15 protein-coding genes are annotated in these 19,354 nt (G+C 62.1%); 10 read left to right on the forward strand and 5 right to left on the reverse strand.

What is annotated here, in order from left to right:
- The first annotated feature begins 22 nt into the window (after window positions 1–22).
- A complete protein-coding gene (locus A0W34_RS04885; RefSeq protein WP_037132434.1) occupies window positions 23–697 on the forward strand; it encodes a response regulator transcription factor in 675 nt (224 codons plus the stop codon).
- A 3-nt stretch (window positions 698–700) separates the two neighbouring features.
- Here the strand turns inward: A0W34_RS04885 and A0W34_RS04890 are convergent, their stop codons facing one another.
- Window positions 701–2,089 carry a sensor histidine kinase gene (locus A0W34_RS04890; RefSeq protein WP_081557402.1) on the reverse strand — a complete coding sequence of 463 codons (1,389 nt, stop codon included), beginning with the start codon at window positions 2,087–2,089 and terminating at the stop codon, window positions 701–703.
- 82 nt (window positions 2,090–2,171) lie between these two features.
- Here A0W34_RS04890 and A0W34_RS04895 point away from each other — a divergent pair, with 82 nt between their 5' ends.
- A complete protein-coding gene (locus A0W34_RS04895; protein WP_064688689.1) occupies window positions 2,172–2,981 on the forward strand; it encodes a COG4705 family protein in 810 nt (269 codons plus the stop codon).
- 51 nt (window positions 2,982–3,032) lie between these two features.
- On the opposite strand, the gene A0W34_RS04900 is transcribed toward A0W34_RS04895, so the two are convergent.
- The 3 genes from A0W34_RS04900 to A0W34_RS04910 are packed head-to-tail and all read right to left on the reverse strand — an operon-like array spanning window position 3,033 to window position 9,484.
- Window positions 3,033–4,430 (reverse strand): serine hydrolase domain-containing protein, encoded by a 1,398-nt coding sequence (locus tag A0W34_RS04900; RefSeq protein ID WP_007734413.1) that lies wholly within the window; start codon window positions 4,428–4,430, stop codon window positions 3,033–3,035.
- A gap of 20 nt (window positions 4,431–4,450) precedes the next feature.
- Window positions 4,451–7,819, reverse strand: coding sequence for a serine hydrolase (locus A0W34_RS04905; RefSeq protein ID WP_081557403.1), 3,369 nt, complete (start codon window positions 7,817–7,819; stop codon window positions 4,451–4,453).
- Between the two features lie 54 nt (window positions 7,820–7,873).
- Complete coding sequence (locus tag A0W34_RS04910) at window positions 7,874–9,484, reverse strand: ABC transporter substrate-binding protein (RefSeq protein ID WP_042452661.1); 1,611 nt, start codon at window positions 9,482–9,484, stop codon at window positions 7,874–7,876.
- Between the two features lie 162 nt (window positions 9,485–9,646).
- Here A0W34_RS04910 and A0W34_RS04915 point away from each other — a divergent pair, with 162 nt between their 5' ends.
- The 5 genes from A0W34_RS04915 to A0W34_RS04935 all read left to right on the forward strand — a co-directional run bounded on the left by A0W34_RS04915 (window position 9,647) and on the right by A0W34_RS04935 (window position 14,878).
- On the forward strand, window positions 9,647–10,807 hold the full coding sequence (locus A0W34_RS04915) for a pyridoxal phosphate-dependent aminotransferase (RefSeq protein ID WP_037132442.1): 1,161 nt from the start codon (window positions 9,647–9,649) through the stop codon (window positions 10,805–10,807).
- Window positions 10,808–10,871: 64 nt separating this feature from the next.
- Window positions 10,872–11,477, forward strand: a complete 606-nt coding sequence (locus tag A0W34_RS04920; protein ID WP_003945736.1) for a TetR/AcrR family transcriptional regulator — start codon at window positions 10,872–10,874, stop codon at window positions 11,475–11,477.
- A gap of 55 nt (window positions 11,478–11,532) precedes the next feature.
- Entirely contained in the window at window positions 11,533–12,954 is a 1,422-nt protein-coding gene (gene purB / locus A0W34_RS04925; RefSeq protein ID WP_081557404.1) for an adenylosuccinate lyase, read from the forward strand.
- Between the two features lie 66 nt (window positions 12,955–13,020).
- The gene (locus tag A0W34_RS04930) at window positions 13,021–13,434 is read left to right on the forward strand and encodes an HIT family protein (RefSeq protein ID WP_042920316.1); all 414 of its coding nucleotides are present in this window, start codon (window positions 13,021–13,023) and stop codon (window positions 13,432–13,434) included.
- A 55-nt stretch (window positions 13,435–13,489) separates the two neighbouring features.
- Entirely contained in the window at window positions 13,490–14,878 is a 1,389-nt protein-coding gene (locus tag A0W34_RS04935; RefSeq protein WP_058039304.1) for a DUF1254 domain-containing protein, read from the forward strand.
- A 13-nt stretch (window positions 14,879–14,891) separates the two neighbouring features.
- On the opposite strand, the gene fes is transcribed toward A0W34_RS04935, so the two are convergent.
- Window positions 14,892–16,127, reverse strand: a complete 1,236-nt coding sequence (gene fes, locus A0W34_RS04940; protein ID WP_003945472.1) for an enterochelin esterase — start codon at window positions 16,125–16,127, stop codon at window positions 14,892–14,894.
- A gap of 66 nt (window positions 16,128–16,193) precedes the next feature.
- Here fes and fepB point away from each other — a divergent pair, with 66 nt between their 5' ends.
- The 3 genes from fepB (at window position 16,194) to A0W34_RS04955 (ending at window position 19,273) form a co-directional block, all read left to right on the forward strand.
- Window positions 16,194–17,189 (forward strand): Fe2+-enterobactin ABC transporter substrate-binding protein, encoded by a 996-nt coding sequence (gene fepB / locus A0W34_RS04945; RefSeq protein ID WP_039973419.1) that lies wholly within the window; start codon window positions 16,194–16,196, stop codon window positions 17,187–17,189.
- Between the two features lie 147 nt (window positions 17,190–17,336).
- Window positions 17,337–18,614 (forward strand): sensor histidine kinase, encoded by a 1,278-nt coding sequence (locus tag A0W34_RS04950; RefSeq protein WP_007734428.1) that lies wholly within the window; start codon window positions 17,337–17,339, stop codon window positions 18,612–18,614.
- The gene (locus A0W34_RS04955; protein ID WP_003945911.1) at window positions 18,611–19,273 is read left to right on the forward strand and encodes a response regulator transcription factor; all 663 of its coding nucleotides are present in this window, start codon (window positions 18,611–18,613) and stop codon (window positions 19,271–19,273) included. Before A0W34_RS04950 ends, A0W34_RS04955 begins: the two co-directional genes overlap by 4 nt.
- Window positions 19,274–19,354 lie beyond the last annotated feature (81 nt).

The following is a 19,354-nucleotide window of genomic DNA, read 5'->3' on the forward strand; positions in this document are numbered from 1 at the left end:
TGGCGACGAAACGGGGCCGGTGGTGCGAGTACTGGTGGTCGAAGACGAAGTGCGCCTGGCCGAGACGATCCGGCGGGGATTGGTGGCCGAGGGATTCGTGACCGCGGTCGAACTCAACGGTGACGACGGATTCGCGACTGCGTGCAGTGACGAATTCGACGTGATCGTTCTCGACATCATGTTGCCGGGCAAACACGGGTACGACATCGTGCGGGATCTACGCGCCCGGGAGATCTGGACGCCGATCCTCATGCTCTCGGCAAAGGACGGCGAATACGACCTGGCTGATGCATTCGATCTCGGCGCCGACGACTACCTGGTCAAGCCATTCTCGTTTGTCGTGCTTCTCGCTCGGCTGCGCGCACTGGTGCGTCGCGGCGCTCCACAACGTCCGGCGATACTCTCCGTTGGAGACCTGTCCCTCGACCCGGCCAAACATCAGGTGAGCAGAGCGGGAATCGAATTGACCCTGACGCCAAGGGAGTACAGCGTTCTCGAATTCTTGATGCGCAACAATGGTGTGGTGGTCACGAAGACCGAGATCGTTCGCTCTGTCTGGGACACCAACTACGAAGGTGACGAGAACATCGTCGAGGTGTATATCGGTTACCTTCGTAAGAAGCTCGACCTCCCGTTCGGAACTCAGAGCATCGAAACGGTCCGAGGCGTCGGGTACCGCTTTGTCGGCACTGCCTGATCGTCAGTCGTTCGGTACCGGAATCGTCACCTCGAATCGACTTCCACCGCCCGCCCTCTCGCTGACGGAAATGGTTCCGTGGTGCGCCGCAACTATTTCCGACGCGATGGCGAGTCCAAGTCCGGACCCGCCTCCCTGCCTCGACCGCGGCTGGTCCAGGCGGACGAAGCGTCCGAAGATTCGTTCGCGTTCTGCTGCAGGGATTCCGGGCCCGTCGTCCTCGATCACGATGTGGGCTTCGTTTCCGGCTTCGGAGCACTCGAGATACACGAGGGTCTCCGCATGCCGCACTGCATTGTCCACGAGGTTTCGCACCATCCGCGTCAATGCTCTCGGGTCTCCGGAGACCCGAACCGGAGCCACGGCAGCGGCGACCGTAACTGCGGAGATACCGTCGATCCTTTTCTGCTCGGCGAACAAGATGTCATCGAGGTCGACGTCGACGACGATGCCGAACTTTTCGAGTTCGCTTTCGTCCGAGCGCGCGAGAATCAACAGGTCTTCGATCAACTGCCGCATTCGGCGCGCCTCGGGAAGTAGTGCGTCTTCGATCAACGCGTCGTCGAGGAGATCCGGGCGTCGGTGTGCCAGTTCGAGGGCCGTCGTGATCGTGGACAGCGGACTGCGTAACTCGTGTGAGGCATCGCTGACAAATCGTTGCTGGGCCAGCGCACCTTCGTCGAGGCGCGCCAGCATGTCGTTCATTGTTGTTGCCAGTCGGGCTATCTCGTCGTTCCCTGACGGGACAGGCACTCGTTCACCTTGACGCCCACTCGAAATCGATGCTACCCGAGCGCGGATGCGTTCGACGGGAGCGAGGGCCGAACCGACGAGGCGGTAGGTGGCAAACGCTGCCAGCCCCAGGACCAGAGGTCCGACGATGGCCAGCAGAACGGCAACGGTCGTCACCACGGTTTCAACCGGTTCGCGGTCGGCGCCGACGAAGACGGTGACTGGTCCGGTCGCCGTCTGAGCGCCTCGCCCGATCAGCCAGTAGTCCTCGTCGTCGGACTTCTTGACCCTTCCGAGAGCGTCCGACTCGTCAGGGCCGAGAAAACGTTCGGACAGGAGGTCGCTGTCGGTTCCAGGTGATTGGGCGACTATTCGGTGATCGGCGTCGACGATCTGGACGATTCCGATCTGACTGTCTGTGGACAGAAGCGAAGGGTCGAGATCGGCCGGGTTTTTTCCGTTGAGCTGCTGGACCAATTGCGTGGCGCGAGCGTCGGAGCTGTTCAGCGCGGACAGATGCAGGGAGTTTGCCAGCACGAAAACCAGTGCAAGCCCGGCGATCACCAGGCAGGAGGCGATCACGAGTGTCGAAGCCACGGTCGACCGCGCGCGCACGCTCCACCGGGACGGGTGCAGAATCGACGAGGCAAGATGCTCCATGGCGTCCAGTCTGTACTCTCCGGCGCAATCGCGGCGAACGTTCTCAGCTTCCCTTCAACAACCAGGTGCCACGCTGGCCGACATGGCGTTCACGCGTGAAATGGCGAGCAAGGTCCCAGAGGTCACACTGTACTTCTGGCTGATCAAGATTCTGGGCACGACGGTGGGGGAGACTGCCGCGGATTCACTCGACGCGGATCTAGGTATCGGACTGATCGGCACCGCTGCGTTGACTTCGGTGTTCTTGGTCGTCGCGCTGATCATCCAGTTCACGCGGAAACAGTATGTACCGTGGATTTATTGGCTGGTGGTAGTTCTGATCAGCGTAGTCGGAACGCTCATCACCGACATTCTGACCGACGATCTCGGTGTACCGCTCGAAGTGAGTACGGGAGTCTTTGCGGTTGCCCTGGCCGCTACGTTCGGGATCTGGTTTGCCAGTGAACGGACGTTGTCCATCCACAGTATTCGCACGCCGAAGCGCGAAGCGTTCTACTGGTTCGCCATCCTGTTCACATTTTCACTGGGAACGGCGGCAGGAGACTTGATTGCCGAACAGGTGGACCTGGGGTATGCGAAGTCTGCTGTGTTGTTCGGCGTCGTGATCGCCGTAGTGGCCGCCGCGCACTTCGGCCTGAAACTCAATGCTGTACTTGCATTTTGGATCGCTTATGTTGTCACTCGTCCATTGGGAGCGTCCATCGGTGACCTGTTGACCCAAGACCGAGATGAGGGCGGCTTAGGATTCGGGCCGACGGTGGTGAGCATTGTCTTCACGATCGTGATCGTCGCGCTGGTCGCCTTTCTCACTGGCACCAAAGTCGATGTTCTGCCAGAACCGAGCAATGAACGGCAGCCCACAGACGCACAAACGGGTGACGCGGTCCGGTGAGATCGGCGAGTTCGATCGCACTTGTTCGGACCGCGTCACCCGTCTAGAGGATCAGGCCACTCGCTTGGCGGTGCGGCCGCCGAATTCGAGCATCACGGCGCGACCGGTGTCGTCGGTGACGAAGCGTCCCAACGCCCGGGTGGTGTCGGCGCGCGCAGCGAAGTCACGGTCGTTGAGGAATGCGATCGGGATTGCCGGCGGCCAGACGATGTCCTCGTATTCACCGAGATCCTGCGCGCTGCCCATCCGGATGCCGATTCCCTCGTCACCGGGGGCGACGGTCATCGTCAGTGAGCCGGCCTGATACTTGCCCAGGACTGCGTCGACGGCAGCGGGTTCGGGCTCGACCACGTCGAGGGATGCCGGCGTGGGTAGTTCAGTGAGGTTGGCCATGCACCAGTCGACGATCTTCTTGCCGATTCCGCCGCCGAGGGCGTTGGTCAGCACGGTGACGGCGAAGTTCTTCTCGGGCACTGTCATGAACTCGGAGACCTGGAGGTTGCTCACGTTTCCGCCATGCCGGACTACCTGTGTGGTTCCGTATCGAGTCAACAGCCATCCCAGGCCGACTTCTTCGAACATCATCGCGGCGGGACGCTGCGGCTTCTGCATCAACAACCGGGTGGACTCGTCGAGCGGCTGTCCTTCGCCGGGGTGTTCGCCAGACAGTGCGTAACGTGCCCAGACGAGTTGGTCTCGCACCGAGGACCACATTCCGCCGCAAGGGATCATGCCGCGGTCCAGCCCGGTTTCGTTGGACACGAACGGCACACCGTCGCGGATGTAGTGACCGAGTGCGAACCGGTGGGTCATCACGTCCCAGGGCAGGAAGGCCGAGTTCTTCATTTCGAGGGGGTCGAGCACGCGCTGCTTGACCAGCTCTTCGAAGGTCAGTCCGCTGATCTTGGCCACGACATGTCCGGCGAGAACGAATCCGGAGTTGCTGTAGGAGAAGACTTCTCCGACGGGAAATTCTTGTCGCAGTTCGTTCAGCCGTGAAACCGAGCGTCCCAGGGCGTCTTCGCCCCAGCCTGCCGAGAGGCCCGCGTCGCCGGTGAATCCGCCGGTGTGGGTGAGGAGGTGACGCATCGTGACTGTGCGCGTGGCTGTTTCGTCGGCGAAGGTCAGTTCGGGGACGTACTCGACCAACGGGGTGTCGAGATCGAGTAGGCCGTCCTCGACGAGTGCCATCGCGGCTGTTGCGGCGAACACCTTTGTGGTGGAGCCGATCATGAACATCGTCTTGTCGGTGACCGGGAGTTGGGTTTCGACGCTCTCGATGCCACTGGTGACGACGATGTCCTTGTCGCCGTGCACGATGCCGACGGAGACGCCGGGGATGTTTGCCTCGACCCTCCACTGATCGACGAGTTCTTGAAGCTGTTCTTGCATCTTTGATTCCTCGAGTTCGCTGGCGTTCTGTGTTTCGGCGTTCTGTGTTTCCGTCATCGTATGTGTATCGGTCATCGTCACGCGTTAACCCGTGGTAGGAAGCGGAATCCGACGTACACTCCGTCTCGGTGCGGCCGTACCGTCGTCCAACCGGCGGCCCCGGGTTGACGGGTGGTCCAGGTCCCCGGGATCTGCGACGGTACGAGAGTGGCTACCGTTGCAGGCTTCTTCGGAGCTGTTTCGTCTTCCTCGGGATTCGGGATTACGTCGCCGATGACGGTGATCACGGCCTCGTCAGCGGACTCTCCACGACGGAACTCGATTGCTATTCCGCCCGAGCTGTACTTTCCCAGAACCGAATCCGGAATCGACTCCACACTCGCGGGGTTCGGGGCGAGGGCTTGCGGAGGTTCGAGTCCGACCAACGCGGCCGCGGCTTCGGTGAAGAGATCACGGTAGAGGCCGTCGGCCTTGCCGCCGCTGGTCAGCAGTGCGATCGCGACATTGTGGCGGGGGAAGATACGCAGATATGCGTGCTGCCCGATGGTGCTGCCGTCGTGCCCGAAAATCTCTTCGCCCGACCAGGTTTCGTGGAACCAGCCCAAGCCCCAACCCGACTTGTCCGGGAACAGTTCGCTGATGTCGATTTCGGGTGTGCGCATCGCGGCGGCTGACTTTTCCGACACGATCCGTACGCCGTCGACGCTCTGTCCTTCGAGAAGACCGAGTTCCGCGAACGTGAGTAGATCTCCGATGCTGGCAGTGATGCAACCCGCGGGCCCCATCGAGCGCGTGATCGGCCAGACGGGCATCACGACGGAGTTCCCCGTATGACCCGCTGCCACAGAGTATCTCGGTGTATCTCCGGTCAACGTGAGTGTGTGCGCGAGGCCGAGCGGATCGATGATCCGCTCCTTGAGGATGTCGTCCCAGATGCCGCCGCGAAGAACCTCGACGATACGAGCTGCAAGGACGTACGCGGAGTTCGAGTACGCGAAGCCGTCTTCGAGTGGATGAACCTGACGGAAGTCACGCAGGCCCTCGACGTAGCGTTCGACGACGTCGTCGCCGCGACCCTTGTCGATGAACAGGTCACCGTCGATTCCGTTGCGATGGTTCAGAAGTGCGCGAACCGTGATGCGGGCAGCTGTTTCCTCGTCCTGCAGTGCGAAATCGGGCAGAATCGACCGGACGGTTGCGTCCAGGTCGAGCAAGCCTTCGTCGACAAGCTGCATGACCAGCATCGCGGTCCATACCTTGGTGATGGATCCGATCTGGAACAGGGAGTCGGTGGATACCTCGACCCCGGTGTCTGCATTGATCACGCCGGAAGCCACCGTCGTACGGGTGATTTCCTTGCCGTTGGAATCGAGTGTGAGAATACCGAATTGAGCACCGGTGACGCCGTAACGCTCACACAGTACGTCCAGCGAACGCTTCCACGCGTCGGCTCCGGCAGACGCGTTGGCCAGGCCGGTCTTGGGCAGCTTCGCGGAGGTGTATCGCTTCACCCACTCGATGAGTCGTGTGCTGTAGTCGATTCGGTGCGAGATCGAGCCGTTGACGAGGAACCCGTGGCTTGCACCGGGATACGCCACCAGACGGGTGGGTACGTGCTGCTGGCGCAGTGCGGCGAACCAGGCCTCGGCCTGACCCAGCGGGCACCGCTCGTCCGACTTTCCGTGCAGGATCAGCGTCGGGGTCACCACGTTCTTCACGGCGGCGAGCGGTGAGGCTGCCAGGAGCCCCGCGGAGTTCTCGGGAACAGTCGTGCCGGTGGCGAGTGACGCGAGGTGCGGACCGAAATCGCAGACTCCGGCCATGGCGTTGAAATCGCAGATCAGCCCGCCGGCAACCGCAGCGGCAAAACGATCCGTCGCGGACGTCAGGTGACACGTACTGTATCCGCCGTAGCTGTACCCGGTGATCGCCAGACGGTCCCCGTCGACAAGTCCCTCGGCGACAAGCGCGTCGATCGGCTCGAGGAAGTCGGCTTGGTCGGAGGTACCCCAGGCGCCGTTGACGGCGTACATGAAGTCTGCGCCGTACCCGTCCGACCCACGTGGATTGAGGGTCAGGATGCGCCAACCCTGGGCGGCGAGAACCTGGTGGGCGGGGTGATAGGTATCTGCAACGCCGGTCCACGCGTTGTGCGGTCCGCCGTGAATGTCGAGCAGAAGGGGTGCGGCACCACTGGTTTCGGGAGCGGACAGCAACCAACCATGCACGGTGCGGCCGTCGGAGATGGTGAACTCGCGTTCCTCGGCGGCAAACAGTGTCACCTCGGGGAGTGCTTCTGCGGTGAATTTCGTCAGCGTGGTGACCGCGCCGCTGTCGAGATCGACGAGTGCGACCTCGCCGAAGGACTGCTGCGTGGTGACGATGACGGAGGCGACGCGGGCGTCACGGGCAACGGAGAGCGCCGAGACGACCTCGTTGGGATTGGCGACGAGGGATCGAGAGGTGCCGGTTTCGATGTCGGCCGCGTACAGATGCGTCCATCCACGATCGCGTAGGCAGAACACGATTTCGTCGCGAGTATTCGACAGTGCCGGTGTGCCGCCGGGGTAACCGGGTGCACCGGGCATCACGTTGCGATCGAGATGAGCTGTGAGGGTGACGTCGACCGGTGTCTCGGTTGGGCCGGGGACGGACAGCCGGATCAGGTCTGCAGTTCCGACACGGACCTCGGGAGTGCCGATGGCGACGACCGAATCTCCCTGCGGATGCCACAGTGTGGAGCCCTGCACTCCGGTGGCATGACCGAGTCGCTGCGGGGGAACCGACAGATCGTCGACGAGGATGCGGTAAGCGCTGAACGTGAGGTTCAGATCGCTGTCCGGTTCGAGATTCGCGGTGAAGGCAAGGGCCGTGCCGTCGGGCGACCAGGACGGAACGTCGGCATTCCAATCACCGTCGGTGAGCCGTCGAACTGCCTTCGTCTCCAGATCGACGGTGTGAAGGTGGCGACGGAAGCTGCCGAGCCAACCGGCACCGTCCACCTTGTATCCGAGTCGGTCGGTGACGATGGGAGCCTTCGGATCGGCGGAGTCCGAGCGTGAGACCACAGCGGCGAACGCGATGGCATTTCCGTCCGGGCTCCAGGCTGCTGCACCGGCGCCGAGGGGGAGTGATGCTGATGTGGTGAGAGTTTCGGCCTCGCCACCGGCGAGCGGGATCAGGTGCAGCTGCGCGGAGTCGCCGACCTTACGCAGGAAGGCAATCGAGGTTCCGTCCGGAGAGAACCGAGGGGCAGAATCGGCGGGCCCTGCGGTGAGGCGGCGAGCCTGGGAATCGCGGGACACCGCCCAGAGCGATGTAGTTGCCTTTCCGGCAACAATTTCCGAGCGAACGAAGACGACCACGGTGCCGTCGGGAGAGATTGAGGTCTCAGTGGGTGTGACCACACGGTGGAGGTCGTCGAGAACAAATGGACGGTCAGTCATGTAGATCCTTCGAATCGGAGAAATAGATGCAGACGTAAAGCTTTGTCTTCCGGCTTATTTCAGAACGCGAATGCCAGGGCCGGCCAGGGTGCCGCCAACTGGTGCATACAGGGCCGTTGCACCGTTGAAGAACATGAAGTTCGGCGACGTGGACACCGGAATGACGTCGGACGAGGTGAACAGTGCTTGTTCCGCTTCCTTCCACACCGAGCAGGATTCCTGCCCGGGCAGAACCGAGGCCTTCGCCGCCAGTTCGGCGTACTTTTGATTGTCGATCGATGCGAAGTTGACACCCGACGGTGGGGTGGGGCCGGCGAAGTACGGAACGAAGATGCTGGGGGTATCGCTCTGGACGGTCAGTCCGATCGAGATCGACCATGACGTCAGGTCTTTCGCTGCGAATGTGTTGGAAATGATGAAGTTGTTGTCACCACCACGAAGCTCTACCTTCGCACCGAGCTCCTGCCACTGCTTCATCGCGTATTCTGCTGCTGCAGAGGTGGTGTCGCGGTAGTTGGCAAAGATGACCGTCAATTGCAGCGCTTGACCGTCCTTGGTCAGGACACCGTCGGATCCGGGCTTCCAACCGGCGTCCGCAAGAGTCTTTTTCGCAGCGGCCATGTCGAACTTCGGAACTACACCGGTGACGCTGTCGAAGTCACACGCCCGCGGATCGACTACTGCCAGTGCCGTAGCTCGTGAGCCTTTGCCACCGGTGTTGATGTCCGTGTAATCGTCGAGATCGATCGCTTGCACGAGTGCGGTGCGTACGGCTTCGTCCTTGGTGGGGAGAGCCGCATTGTGGTTGAAGATGAACTGTCCGCTCAGGGTGTTGGACGTCATCGACTCGAGGCCTGAAGCTTCCACACGTTCGATATCCGCGCCGGCAACCGGGGCCGCGTTGACCGTTCCGGTGAGGACGAGATTCGCCGTCGTCGCGGCGTCGGTCACGACCTTGATCGTGACCGTCTTGGGCACTCCGAGCGTGTCCGACGTGGTTTCGCCGTTCGGCCCCCAGTTGTATCCGTCGCGGCGTTCGAGCGTGACGTGATCGTTGGCCACTACTTCGGTGATCTTGAACAGTCCGGTTCCGTTGCTGCTGCCTCGAACACTGGCAGGGTCGTCGAGGGCTGCCTGGCACGCCATCTTGAGAGCGCCGATGCGCTCGAGGAGGAAGGGCGCGGGTTCCGTTGTCTTGATCGTGAGCTCGTCACCATCAGCGGTTGCTACCGCAGTTTCGGGTACGGATGCTCCCAACCACGGCGAGCCGTTGGTCGTGTCGACGACCCAGTTGATGTTGTTTGCCGCTGTCTGGGCAGTGAAGGTCGTGCCGTCTTCACACGTGATCCCCTTTTTGAGGGTGAAGTTCAGCGAAGTTCCGTTCTCGCTCCATTTTTCGGCCAGATACGAGCCCGCTGCGCGGGTTTTGGGGTCGATGGCCAACAACGAGTCGTTCGTATAGCTGTTGATCGCCTGCGTGGCAGTCAGATTGGTGATCAGGGGATGAAGGTTGCCGGGATCGGTGTTCACGATCGTGGTGAAACTGCCGTCCTTCGCGTAGTCGCCGGAAGAATTGCCGCCAGGATCAGAGGTGCTTCCGCACGAGGCAACCGTGAGAACGCCGATCGTGACCAGAGCCGCAGTGGGCACTGAGCGAGCTTTCATCTGATGCACCTTTTGATCGAAGGAAGTCGTTGATCAATGTTGCGCGAGGGACGTGGCCCAGGTCTCGTTGAATCGACTCATGCTGAGCGCCTGAATCTGTCGGATCGTCACAATGGGTGGTCGTCGTTTCTTGCCGCACCACGGTTCGACTACCGTCGGAGTGTGCGCTCAGAATCTCGTCGATCAGATATCCAGACCTTCCATGTCATGGATGTATGGAAGGCCGCGACCGAACGTCAGCGGACACATGGTGACGTCCTGACCTTGGCGGCAGGTCAACCGTCGACGCCCGCGCCGGCACCGGTGCTACGTGCGACGCGAGAGATTCTGGGCACCGAACTACTCGGGTATACCGAGACTTTCGGGATCCTGCAGCTACGCGAGGCTATTGCGCGCTACCACAGCGAGCGATCGGGAATCGCCGTCGACGCCGAAGACGTGGTGGTGACGACCGGTTCGTCCGGGGCGTTCACCTTGCTCTTCCTGGCCGCGTTCGACGAGGGCGACACCGTGGTGGTTGCTCGACCCGGATATCCCGCGTACCGCAATACCCTTGCCGCTCTCGGCTGCAACGTCGTCGAACTCGACTGCGGGCCGGCAACTCGATACCAGCCGACAGTGGAAATGCTCGAGGCTTTGCCGTCGCCGCCTGCCGGTCTGATCGTCGCGAGCCCGGCAAATCCCACGGGCACGGTGATCTCGCCCGAGGAGCTCGCTGCATTGGCGACGTGGTGCGAGCAGCACGGAACTCTTCTGATCTCGGACGAGATCTACCACGGCATCGGATACGGCGATCAGCACACGTCGAGCGCCTGGGAGACCTCACGCGAATCCGTCGTGATCGGCTCGGTGTCCAAGTACTTCTCGATGACGGGTTGGCGACTCGGGTGGATGTTGGTGCCGACCTATCTTCGGCGCCCGCTGCAGAGACTCGCGTCGAACATGACCGTGTGTCCGCCCGCGATCTCTCAGTACGCCGCCGTCGAGGCATTCTCGGACGAGGCGAAGGTCGAGTTGGACGGGCACGTTCAGCGGTACGCCGTCAATCGTGAACTGTTGTTGACCGGGTTGCCGAAACTGGGCATCACCGAGTTGGCTCCCGCCGACGGTGCGTTCTACGTCTACGCGGACATCGGCCATCTGTGTGGCGACGAGGGCGCCACCGCGTGGTGTGCCCGGTTGCTGACAGATACCGGGGTCGCGCTGGCACCTGGAATCGATTTCGACACCGTCCACGGAAACCGGATGGTCAGACTCTCGTTCGCGGGTGCGACAGCAGACATCCAGGAGGCACTGGCCCGCCTCGAGAAGTGGCTCGGGTAACAAACAGCAGGGTCTTCGAGCTGTTTCGCCATGCGGAGGTGCCCTCTGCTGGCACGATGTCGTGGTGTCTTCTGCAGCTACGCCCAAGGGCGAACGACGTCGCCAAGCTCTGGTGGCGTCCGCTGCTGAACTTTTGCTGGAGGGAGGGTTCGACGCCGTTCGTCACCGAGCGGTGGCAACCAGAGCTGACCTTCCACTGGCTTCGACGACCTATTACTTCGACTCACTCGACGATCTGATCGCGTGTGCCGTCGAGCTCAACGGCAACGCCGACATGGAAGCGATGCGCGCCAGAGTGGCTGCGGTGACCCAACGTCGGCGGGGCGCGGAATCAACCGTCGAACTGTTGGTCGAGCTGCTGCTCGGAGACGAAGAGAAGCGGCCGGAGAGCCGCGAGCGTTTGATCTCGCGCTACGAACGATTCGTCGCGTGTGCCCGTCATCCCGCACTTCGTGACGTGCAGTTGCGCCTACGAGCCCAGCTCGACGACCTGTTGACCGATGCGCTTCGACGCTCGGGCCGGTCGGCTCCCGAGGGGCAATTGCGCCGTCTTGTCGCGATGGTCGACGGTGCGATGATCACGGCTCTGGGGGAGTACGACCCGGACCCACGGGGGTTGGCCAGGGGAATGCTCTTGGAATCGATCGACGTGATGGCGCCGCCGGTCTAGCTCGGTCTCTATCGGGGGTAACGGCACTGCTTGGCCCCCGTTAGACTGAGGCCTCGTGAGCCGCATCCCGAATGTCCTTGCCAACCGCTACGCCAGCCCGGAGCTCGTCGCTCTGTGGTCTCCCGAGTACAAGATCGTGCTCGAGCGTCAATTGTGGGTGGCGGTGTTGCGTGCGCAGGCAGAGCTGGGCATCGACATTCCGGCCGACGCCATCGACGACTACGAGCGTGTCATCGACAACGTCGACCTCGAGTCCATCGCGGACCGCGAGCGGGTCACCCGCCACGACGTGAAGGCACGCATCGAGGAATTCAACGCACTCGCCGGGCACGAGCAGGTCCACAAGGGCATGACCAGCCGCGACCTCACCGAGAACGTCGAGCAGCTGCAGATCGTGCGTTCTCTCGAACACGTCTACAACCACGGCATCGCCGTCGCCGCCCGTCTGGGTGAGCGCGCTGCCGAGTACTCGTCCATCGTTATGGCCGGCCGCTCGCACAACGTCGCAGCTCAGGCCACCACCTTGGGCAAGCGTTTCGCTTCGGCCGCCGACGAGCTGCTGGTTGCACTGACGCGTCTGCGCCAGCTGATCGACCGGTACCCGCTTCGTGGGATCAAGGGCCCGATGGGGACCGCTCAGGACATGCTCGACCTCCTCGACGGCGATGCGGCCAAGCTCGAGCAGCTCGAAGCGAAGGTTGCGGAGCACCTCGGATTCGCTCACGTGTTGACCAGCGTCGGCCAGGTGTACCCGCGTTCCCTCGACCACGACGTCATCTCCGCGCTCGTTCAGGTCGGCGCGAGCCCGTCGTCGTTTGCACACACGATCCGCCTGATGGCCGGCCACGAGTTGGTCACCGAAGGCTTCCAGCCCGGCCAGGTCGGCAGCTCGGCGATGCCGCACAAGATGAACACCCGCTCGTGCGAGCGAGTCAACGGACTTCAGGTGATCCTGCGCGGATACGGCTCCATGGCAGCTGAGCTTGCGGGTGCACAGTGGAACGAGGGCGACGTCTTCTGCTCCGTCGTGCGCCGCGTCGCGCTCCCGGACGCGTTCTTCGCGATCGACGGCATGTTCGAGACCTTCCTGACCGTGCTGATCGAGATGGGCGCGTACCCGGCCGTCATCGAGAAGGAACTGACCAGGTATCTGCCGTTCCTCGCCACGACGCGCGTGCTCATGGCCGCCGTCCGCGCCGGCGTCGGACGCGAGACCGCACACGAGGCGATCAAGGAGAATGCCGTCGCAGTTGCGCTGGCGATGCGTGAAGAGGGCAAGGAGCCCGACCTGCTCGATCGTCTTGCCGCCGACGACCGTTTGCCGCTCGACCGCGATGCACTCGACGAGGCCCTGGCCGACAAGGCTGCTTTTGTCGGTGCCGCTTCGGCTCAGGTCGATGCCGTTGTCGCCGAGGTGCAGAAACTTGTCGACGCCAACCCCGAAGCTGCGGCGTACGCGCCGTCGCCGATTCTGTAAGGGCTACGCCCCGTGCGCCTTTTCGGTGGTCACCACTACCGAAAAGGCGCACAGGGGCCGGAGACCATGGACTGCATCTTCTGTTCCATCATCGCCGGTGAGGCCGAGGCCAGCGTCGTCTACGACGACGCGAATGTCCTTGCCTTCATGGATATTCGGCCGTTCACATCCGGCCATCTCCTGGTCGTGCCGAAGCGCCACGCCAGTGGATTGTCCACGCTCGATCCCGACGACGGTGCCAGGATCTTCGCCGTCGCGCAGAAGATTGCCGCGGCGATGCGTACCGGATCTCTCCCCGTCGACGGAGTGAATCTGCACCTCTCCGACGGAGCTGTTGCGGGGCAGGAAGTCTTCCATGTTCATCTGCATGTCATTCCGCGAAATCGCGGCGACGGCTTCGGCCTGCGCGCCCTACCTCGCACGCCCAATCGGACAATCCTCGACAGCACGGCTGCCGTCATTCGAGGCGCACTGAACTAGAGGTTCACCCGGTGTGGGTGATTCGCGCCGAGGTTTCTCCCAGCACCATCTGGGTATGGCCGACATCGAACTGACGTATTCCTCCGGACTCGTCCCGAGGGACGGAGAGCTTCCCGCTCGCGAAACCATCGCAACGGTCTTCGACGAGCTCGACTTCCAAACAGCAGTGCAGGCGTACTTGTGGGCCATACCCATCGTGTCCTGGGCCCAGTGGATGGACGTGCATACCAACATCTTCGGAGCAACTGCCTCCGATATCGTCGTCTACCGCTCATATCGTGACCGACTAGGCCTGATCACCGCCAACGCGACGACTCCGTACATCTTGAACTTTTTCGATCTCGGTGCAACGGGGCCGTTGGTGATCGAATTGCCGCCAGGGCCGACCGCCGGGGGCATCGCAGATTTCTGGCAACGAGAATTCGCGGTGCTCGGTGAGATGGGCCCCGATGCAGGCAAGGGTGGCAAGACCCTGGTAGTCGGCCCAGGTCAGAGTGTCGAGGACACAGGTGATTACACCGTTGTCCACTCCCCGATGATGCACATCATGTTCGGCTTCCGCACGCTCGATCCCGACCCGGCGCGCTCGGACGCGTTGGTCGACGCCGTACGGGTGTACCCGTACTCCGATCGTGAGAATCCGACTCCGACGCGTCTGGTCTCACCGGACGGCAAGCCCTGGAGCGGAATTCAGCCGCGAGACCTTCGATACTGGGAACTCCTGCACGACATCGTGCAGGACGAACCTGTCGAAGAGCGCGACCGCTTCCCGATGGCGTGGCTTCGGCAGCTGGGGATTGAGAAGGGCAAGCCCTTCGCCCCGGATGATCGAGTGAGAAAGATCTTGCAACGGGCCGTCGAAGTGGGGGAGGTGTTCGCCCAGGCGAATGCGTTCGTCAAACGCTTCCCCGGTTCGCGCTACTGGCCGGATCGCCAGTGGGACTTGGCGATTGTCCTGGACAACTCAGCTCAGCGAGGGGACAACTACGACGAGTTCTACGAACGCGCGTCGTGGTTCTACGAGGCGGTCACCTTCTCCGAGGCGATGAAGAGTACGACGCCCGGACTCGGGCAGGCATATCTGGGTAGCTACGCCGACGCCGAGGGGCACTGGTTGGACGGAGGAAAGAGTTACACACTCCACGTACCCGCCGATGTCCCGGCAAAGTTGTTCTGGTCCGCGACGGTCTACTCGGTCGACACACGCTGCCTTGTCGACAACCAGCAGGGCCGAGGTGACCGTGGCTCGCGAGATCCCGATCTTGTTGTCAACGAGGACGGTTCGGTGGATCTCTACTACGGACCTACAACTCCGGTAGGGAAGGAACCCAATTGGGTTCAGACCATTGCGGGTCAGCACTGGTTCTCGTACTTCCGCTTCTACGGACCGCTCGAACCATATTTCGATCGGACTTGGAAGCTTGGTGACATCGAGCCGGCCTAGAGCGTGGTCTGTCTCACGGACTGCCGATCAGTTCGACAACGGAGTCCAGAAGGACACTGCGCCAGCACAACCAGTCGTGGCCGCCGTCGAAGATCCGACACGACACTTGCGCTCCTGCGGCCTCCAGCGCCTGTGCGACCGCTGCGCTGTGCCCGACCATGTCGGACTCGTGCTTACCTACTTCGAGGACAACGCGTAAACCGTCCGGTACGCCGTCGCGCTCGATCCGTGCGGCTATGTCTCCACCCGGCGGGCCGTCTTCCCCGCGCTTCAAGCCGGTTGGCCACCAGAACGAACCGGACCCGCTGGCGACCAGCGCGAAGTGTTCGGGGAATTCGAGTGCTGCGAACATCGAAGCCAGGCCGCCGAAGCTCTGCCCCGAGACCACCGTTCGCGTTCGATCAGACGAGAAAGGTGTGACGGCGCGCACCTGCGGAAGCAGTTCGTCGACGACTGCACTCCAGTAGTCGCGGTTGCACGGCAATTCCTGCGAACGGCGTTGATTGTCAACGGAATCGATGGCAAGCAGAACGCAGGATTTCAGTTTGCCGGTCTGGACCGCACGATCGAAGGCGGCGCCTGCCGGCATGACCTCGGCCCAGTGACGCCCGTCGAGAAGTATCACGAGCGGCCGTTCTTCGAGCGGTGTCAATCCGTCGTCCACGGTCTCGTAGATCCACACCGGCCGCTCGACGTCCAAAGTCGAACTAGCCCAGGTGAGCTGTACCGACTTCCTGAAAACTGGAGCATCCCAACCGAACTGGACCGGCGCCAAGGGCATCTCGGCGACGGAACGCCTTGTGTCCACACCTGCGGAAAGCGGATTGAGTGGGTCGGCAATTCGGTGCTCGAGCAACCCCAACCAGCGTGTGCGGCGGGTCGAGTCTTCCTTGCCTGCTCCCGGATAGTCGAACTCGTCGACTACGGACTTCGGTACCGGGATGATGCTGTAACTGCTACGCCAGGTGTTCGAGACTTCGGCGGTGTAGAACCACACCGGACTGTCGCCGAGTCGCTGCATCACGCTGAGTTGTTCTGCGTGATGGTCGGTCAGCGAATTTGCATCCAGGTAAACGCGCTCGACCTCGGTCTCCTCGGGCTGACGCCAGAGGAACGTAACTCGAACAGTCTGTGTATCAACGCTTTCGATGATCGGCGTTCCTTGTTGCACTATCCGATTCCAGGACGTCTCGATGTCGGGCGAGGCCGCGAGGGTAGCGGACAATTCGGTCACCGCCTGAGTTAGCATGAGCACAGCCTAACCTAATTTAATGGGCTTTTGAATTCGAGGAGTGGTCCGCCAGTGGGCGTCACAATGAAAAAATCACGCACCCTGAAGGTGCTCTCCGCAGTCTTGGTAGCAGGGTTCGCCCTCGCCGGTTGTAGTTCTGCGGATGCCGATTCCGATGCTGACTCAGCTGCATCGCAGGGTAATTGGCCGCGTACCGTGGAAACGCCGAAGGGGCCGGTGGAGATCACGTCGAAGCCGGAGAGGATCGTCTCGACCAGTGTGACGCTGACGGGCACGCTGTTGTCGATCGACGCTCCGGTGGTGGCTACCGCATCGACGGGACCGAACACCGACGTCTCGGATGCGCAGGGGTTGTTCACACAGTGGGGCGACATAGCAGAAGAACGCGGACTTGCAGTATTGCCGATGGGCGGTGCGAACGCGGAATCCGTTCTGGCGCAGAACCCGGACCTGATCGTCGTCTCGGCAACTGGAGGTGACTCCGTCGTCGATCTGTACGAACAGTTCACGGCCATCGCGCCGACAATCGTGGTGGACTACGGCGGAAGTAGTTGGCAGGAAGTCGCCGCTGTGCTGGGTAAGGCGACAGGTCTCGAAGACAACGCGGCGGCCACGGTCGCGAAGTTCGACAGCGCAGTAGAGGCCGCGAAGGCCAAGATCACACTTCCCCCGCAGCCGACCACTGCGCTGGTCTACTACGAGGACGGCAGCGGCGCCAATATCTGGACGCACGAGTCGGGGCAGGCGAAGTTGCTCACGGCGATGGGTTTCACGGTCGCCGACATTCCCGAGTCCGCGAAGAGCAGTGAATCCATGGGTAAGCGCAAGGACATCATTCAGGTCTCGGCGGAGAACCTCTACGACGGTATCGCGGGCAACACCCTGATCTTGGTCAGTGCCGACGACGGTGCGGTGAAGGCGGTCGAGGCACTTCCACTGTTGGCCCAGCATCCGGCAATTCGTGATCACCACGTCTATGCCGTGGGTCTGGACACCTTCCGTCTCGACTACTACAGCGCAACCAACATGGTGAACCGGTTGGTCGAGCAGTTCAGCTGAGCCATAAGTACTAGGCCTTTCACCTTCAACTAGTGCTTTGGTAGGAGCCGGGAATCGAACATTCCCTTCACGTTCGCCGAATGTGGGACCAAGTGGTGCGCGCATGCCACCATGAACGTCAATCATCGGATGCGGAATGGGGAGTGGATGTTCGACTCGGCTGGTCAGAATGCCCCGGGGCAAGCCCTGGCATCGCGAGGGTGGGGACGTTTCAACCTGAACAACCCGGCCACGGCGGCCGTGATCGTCGGCCTGCTGAGTGTGCCGTGGGTGTTCGGTCTCGCCAGTCTCAAGACTGAACCCGAGACGAGCAATCGAGTGCTGAGCGATCCGGGAACCGTCGTCGGCATCATGGGTTTCCTGACGGTGTTGACCGTCGTGGCGTGTGCGCGCCGGCGGTACCCGATCGCGTACTACCTCCTGACGTTGGCAGGATCCGGCGGATTGATGCTCTTCCTCGGCAGTCGATCGCTGGGGGCCACGCCGCTTTTCTGGTTCGCGATCATGGCAGTGTCCATCCGAGTGACAGGCATGCGCCTGGTCGGACTGCTGGTCCTCGGAATGGCGATGGACGTGATCTTGGCGATGTATCTCACCGAACGGGACGGGCTGACGGTCGCCGAGGTTCAGGTGGGGGAGTTGCCTCACTTGTTCCTCGAACCGGCGGCAAACACCGTCACGAGTTTTCTGGTCGTCGCAGCCATGGGAAAGATCGTCGCGCGCCTGCGAAAACAAGCAGTGGAGAACAGTCAGGCAGTAGCGGATCTGCACCGGGACCGCGAACGCAAGATCGCGAATGCCGTTGTCGCCGAACGGCAGGACATGGCACGTGAACTGCACGATGTCGCTGCCCACCACATGACCGGCATGATCATCCAGGCTCGTGCCGCCGACAAGTTCTTCTCGAGCAATCCCGAACAAGCACAAGCCCTTCTGGGGGGCGTCATCGAGCAGGGTCAGCGGGCCCTCAACAGCTTGCGGCAGATCGTGGGGATACTTCGCCTGGGTGAGGAAGACCCCGATTTCCCGACGCCCATGGTCTCCGACATCGACGAGTTGGTGGACGACTGCAAGCGCACCATCTCGTCGATCTCGTTGGAGAAGGTCGGCCGCTTCGACGACCTGGACAGCGGAGTCCAGTTGACGTGTTACCGCATCGTGCAGGAGGCGTTGTCGAACGTCCTTCGCCATGCGCCGGGTAGCGAGTCCAAGGTGTGTCTGAGTCGAGAAGCCGGTGCGGTGAGGGTACGGGTGGTCAATACTCTCGGGAATGCTCGCCCGGCCTCCGACGGGCAAAACCTCGGAATTGTGGGAATGCGCGAACGCGCGACGCTCATGGGTGGTCAACTGGACGCCGGACCGAATTCGGAAGGTGAGTGGGCTGTGCAGGCACTGGTGCCGGTGAACGGGAGGATCAACGCATGATCGATGTCCTTATTGCAGACGACCAGCAGGTGGTACGGCAGGGGTTCGAGCTGTTTCTCTCCGGTCACCCCGAGATTCGCGTCGTCGGGCATGCCAAGACGGGAGTCGAGGCGTACGAGCAGGTGCGTGCACTGCGACCGGACGTCGTGCTGATGGATATCCGAATGCCGCACGGCGACGGGTTGACTGCGACTCGGGAGGTCCTTGCCGAGTTTCCCGGGACCCGCGTCATCGTGATCACCACGTTCGATCTCGACGAGTACGTTTTCGAGGCGCTCGACAGCGGTGCCGCAGGGTTCTTGCTCAAAGACGCCGATCCCGAAGAGCTCTCGTCGGCAGTGTTGACCGTGGCCGAAGGTGGTTCGGTGCTCTCGCCGAGATTGACGTCGAGACTGATCGTGGAGTTCGCGAGGCGCAAGCCGGCACCGATGTCCACGGCGCGCTCCGGATCGGATCACGGTCTCAGTGCGCGTGAGATGGATGTGGTGCAGTTGCTGTCACAAGGCTTGGGAAACAACGACATCGCAGATTCCCTCAGCCTCGAACAGAGCACGGTGAAGTCGCACATCAGCAACATCTGCAAGAAGCTGCAGGTGCGTACCCGTGTGCAGATCGTCATCTGGGCGTACCGAAACAACGTGATCGCCGTATCGCGCTGACGCACGGGACGCTGCGGCGCATCCGCCGCGGCACGGGCAGAGAAGTACACGTGCCCCGGGTCAGATCCCTCGTCGAACCCG

The sequence above is a fragment of the Rhodococcus sp. BH4 genome, assembly GCF_002079265.1.
In the GTDB taxonomy this organism is placed as follows: domain Bacteria; phylum Actinomycetota; class Actinomycetes; order Mycobacteriales; family Mycobacteriaceae; genus Rhodococcus_F; species Rhodococcus_F qingshengii.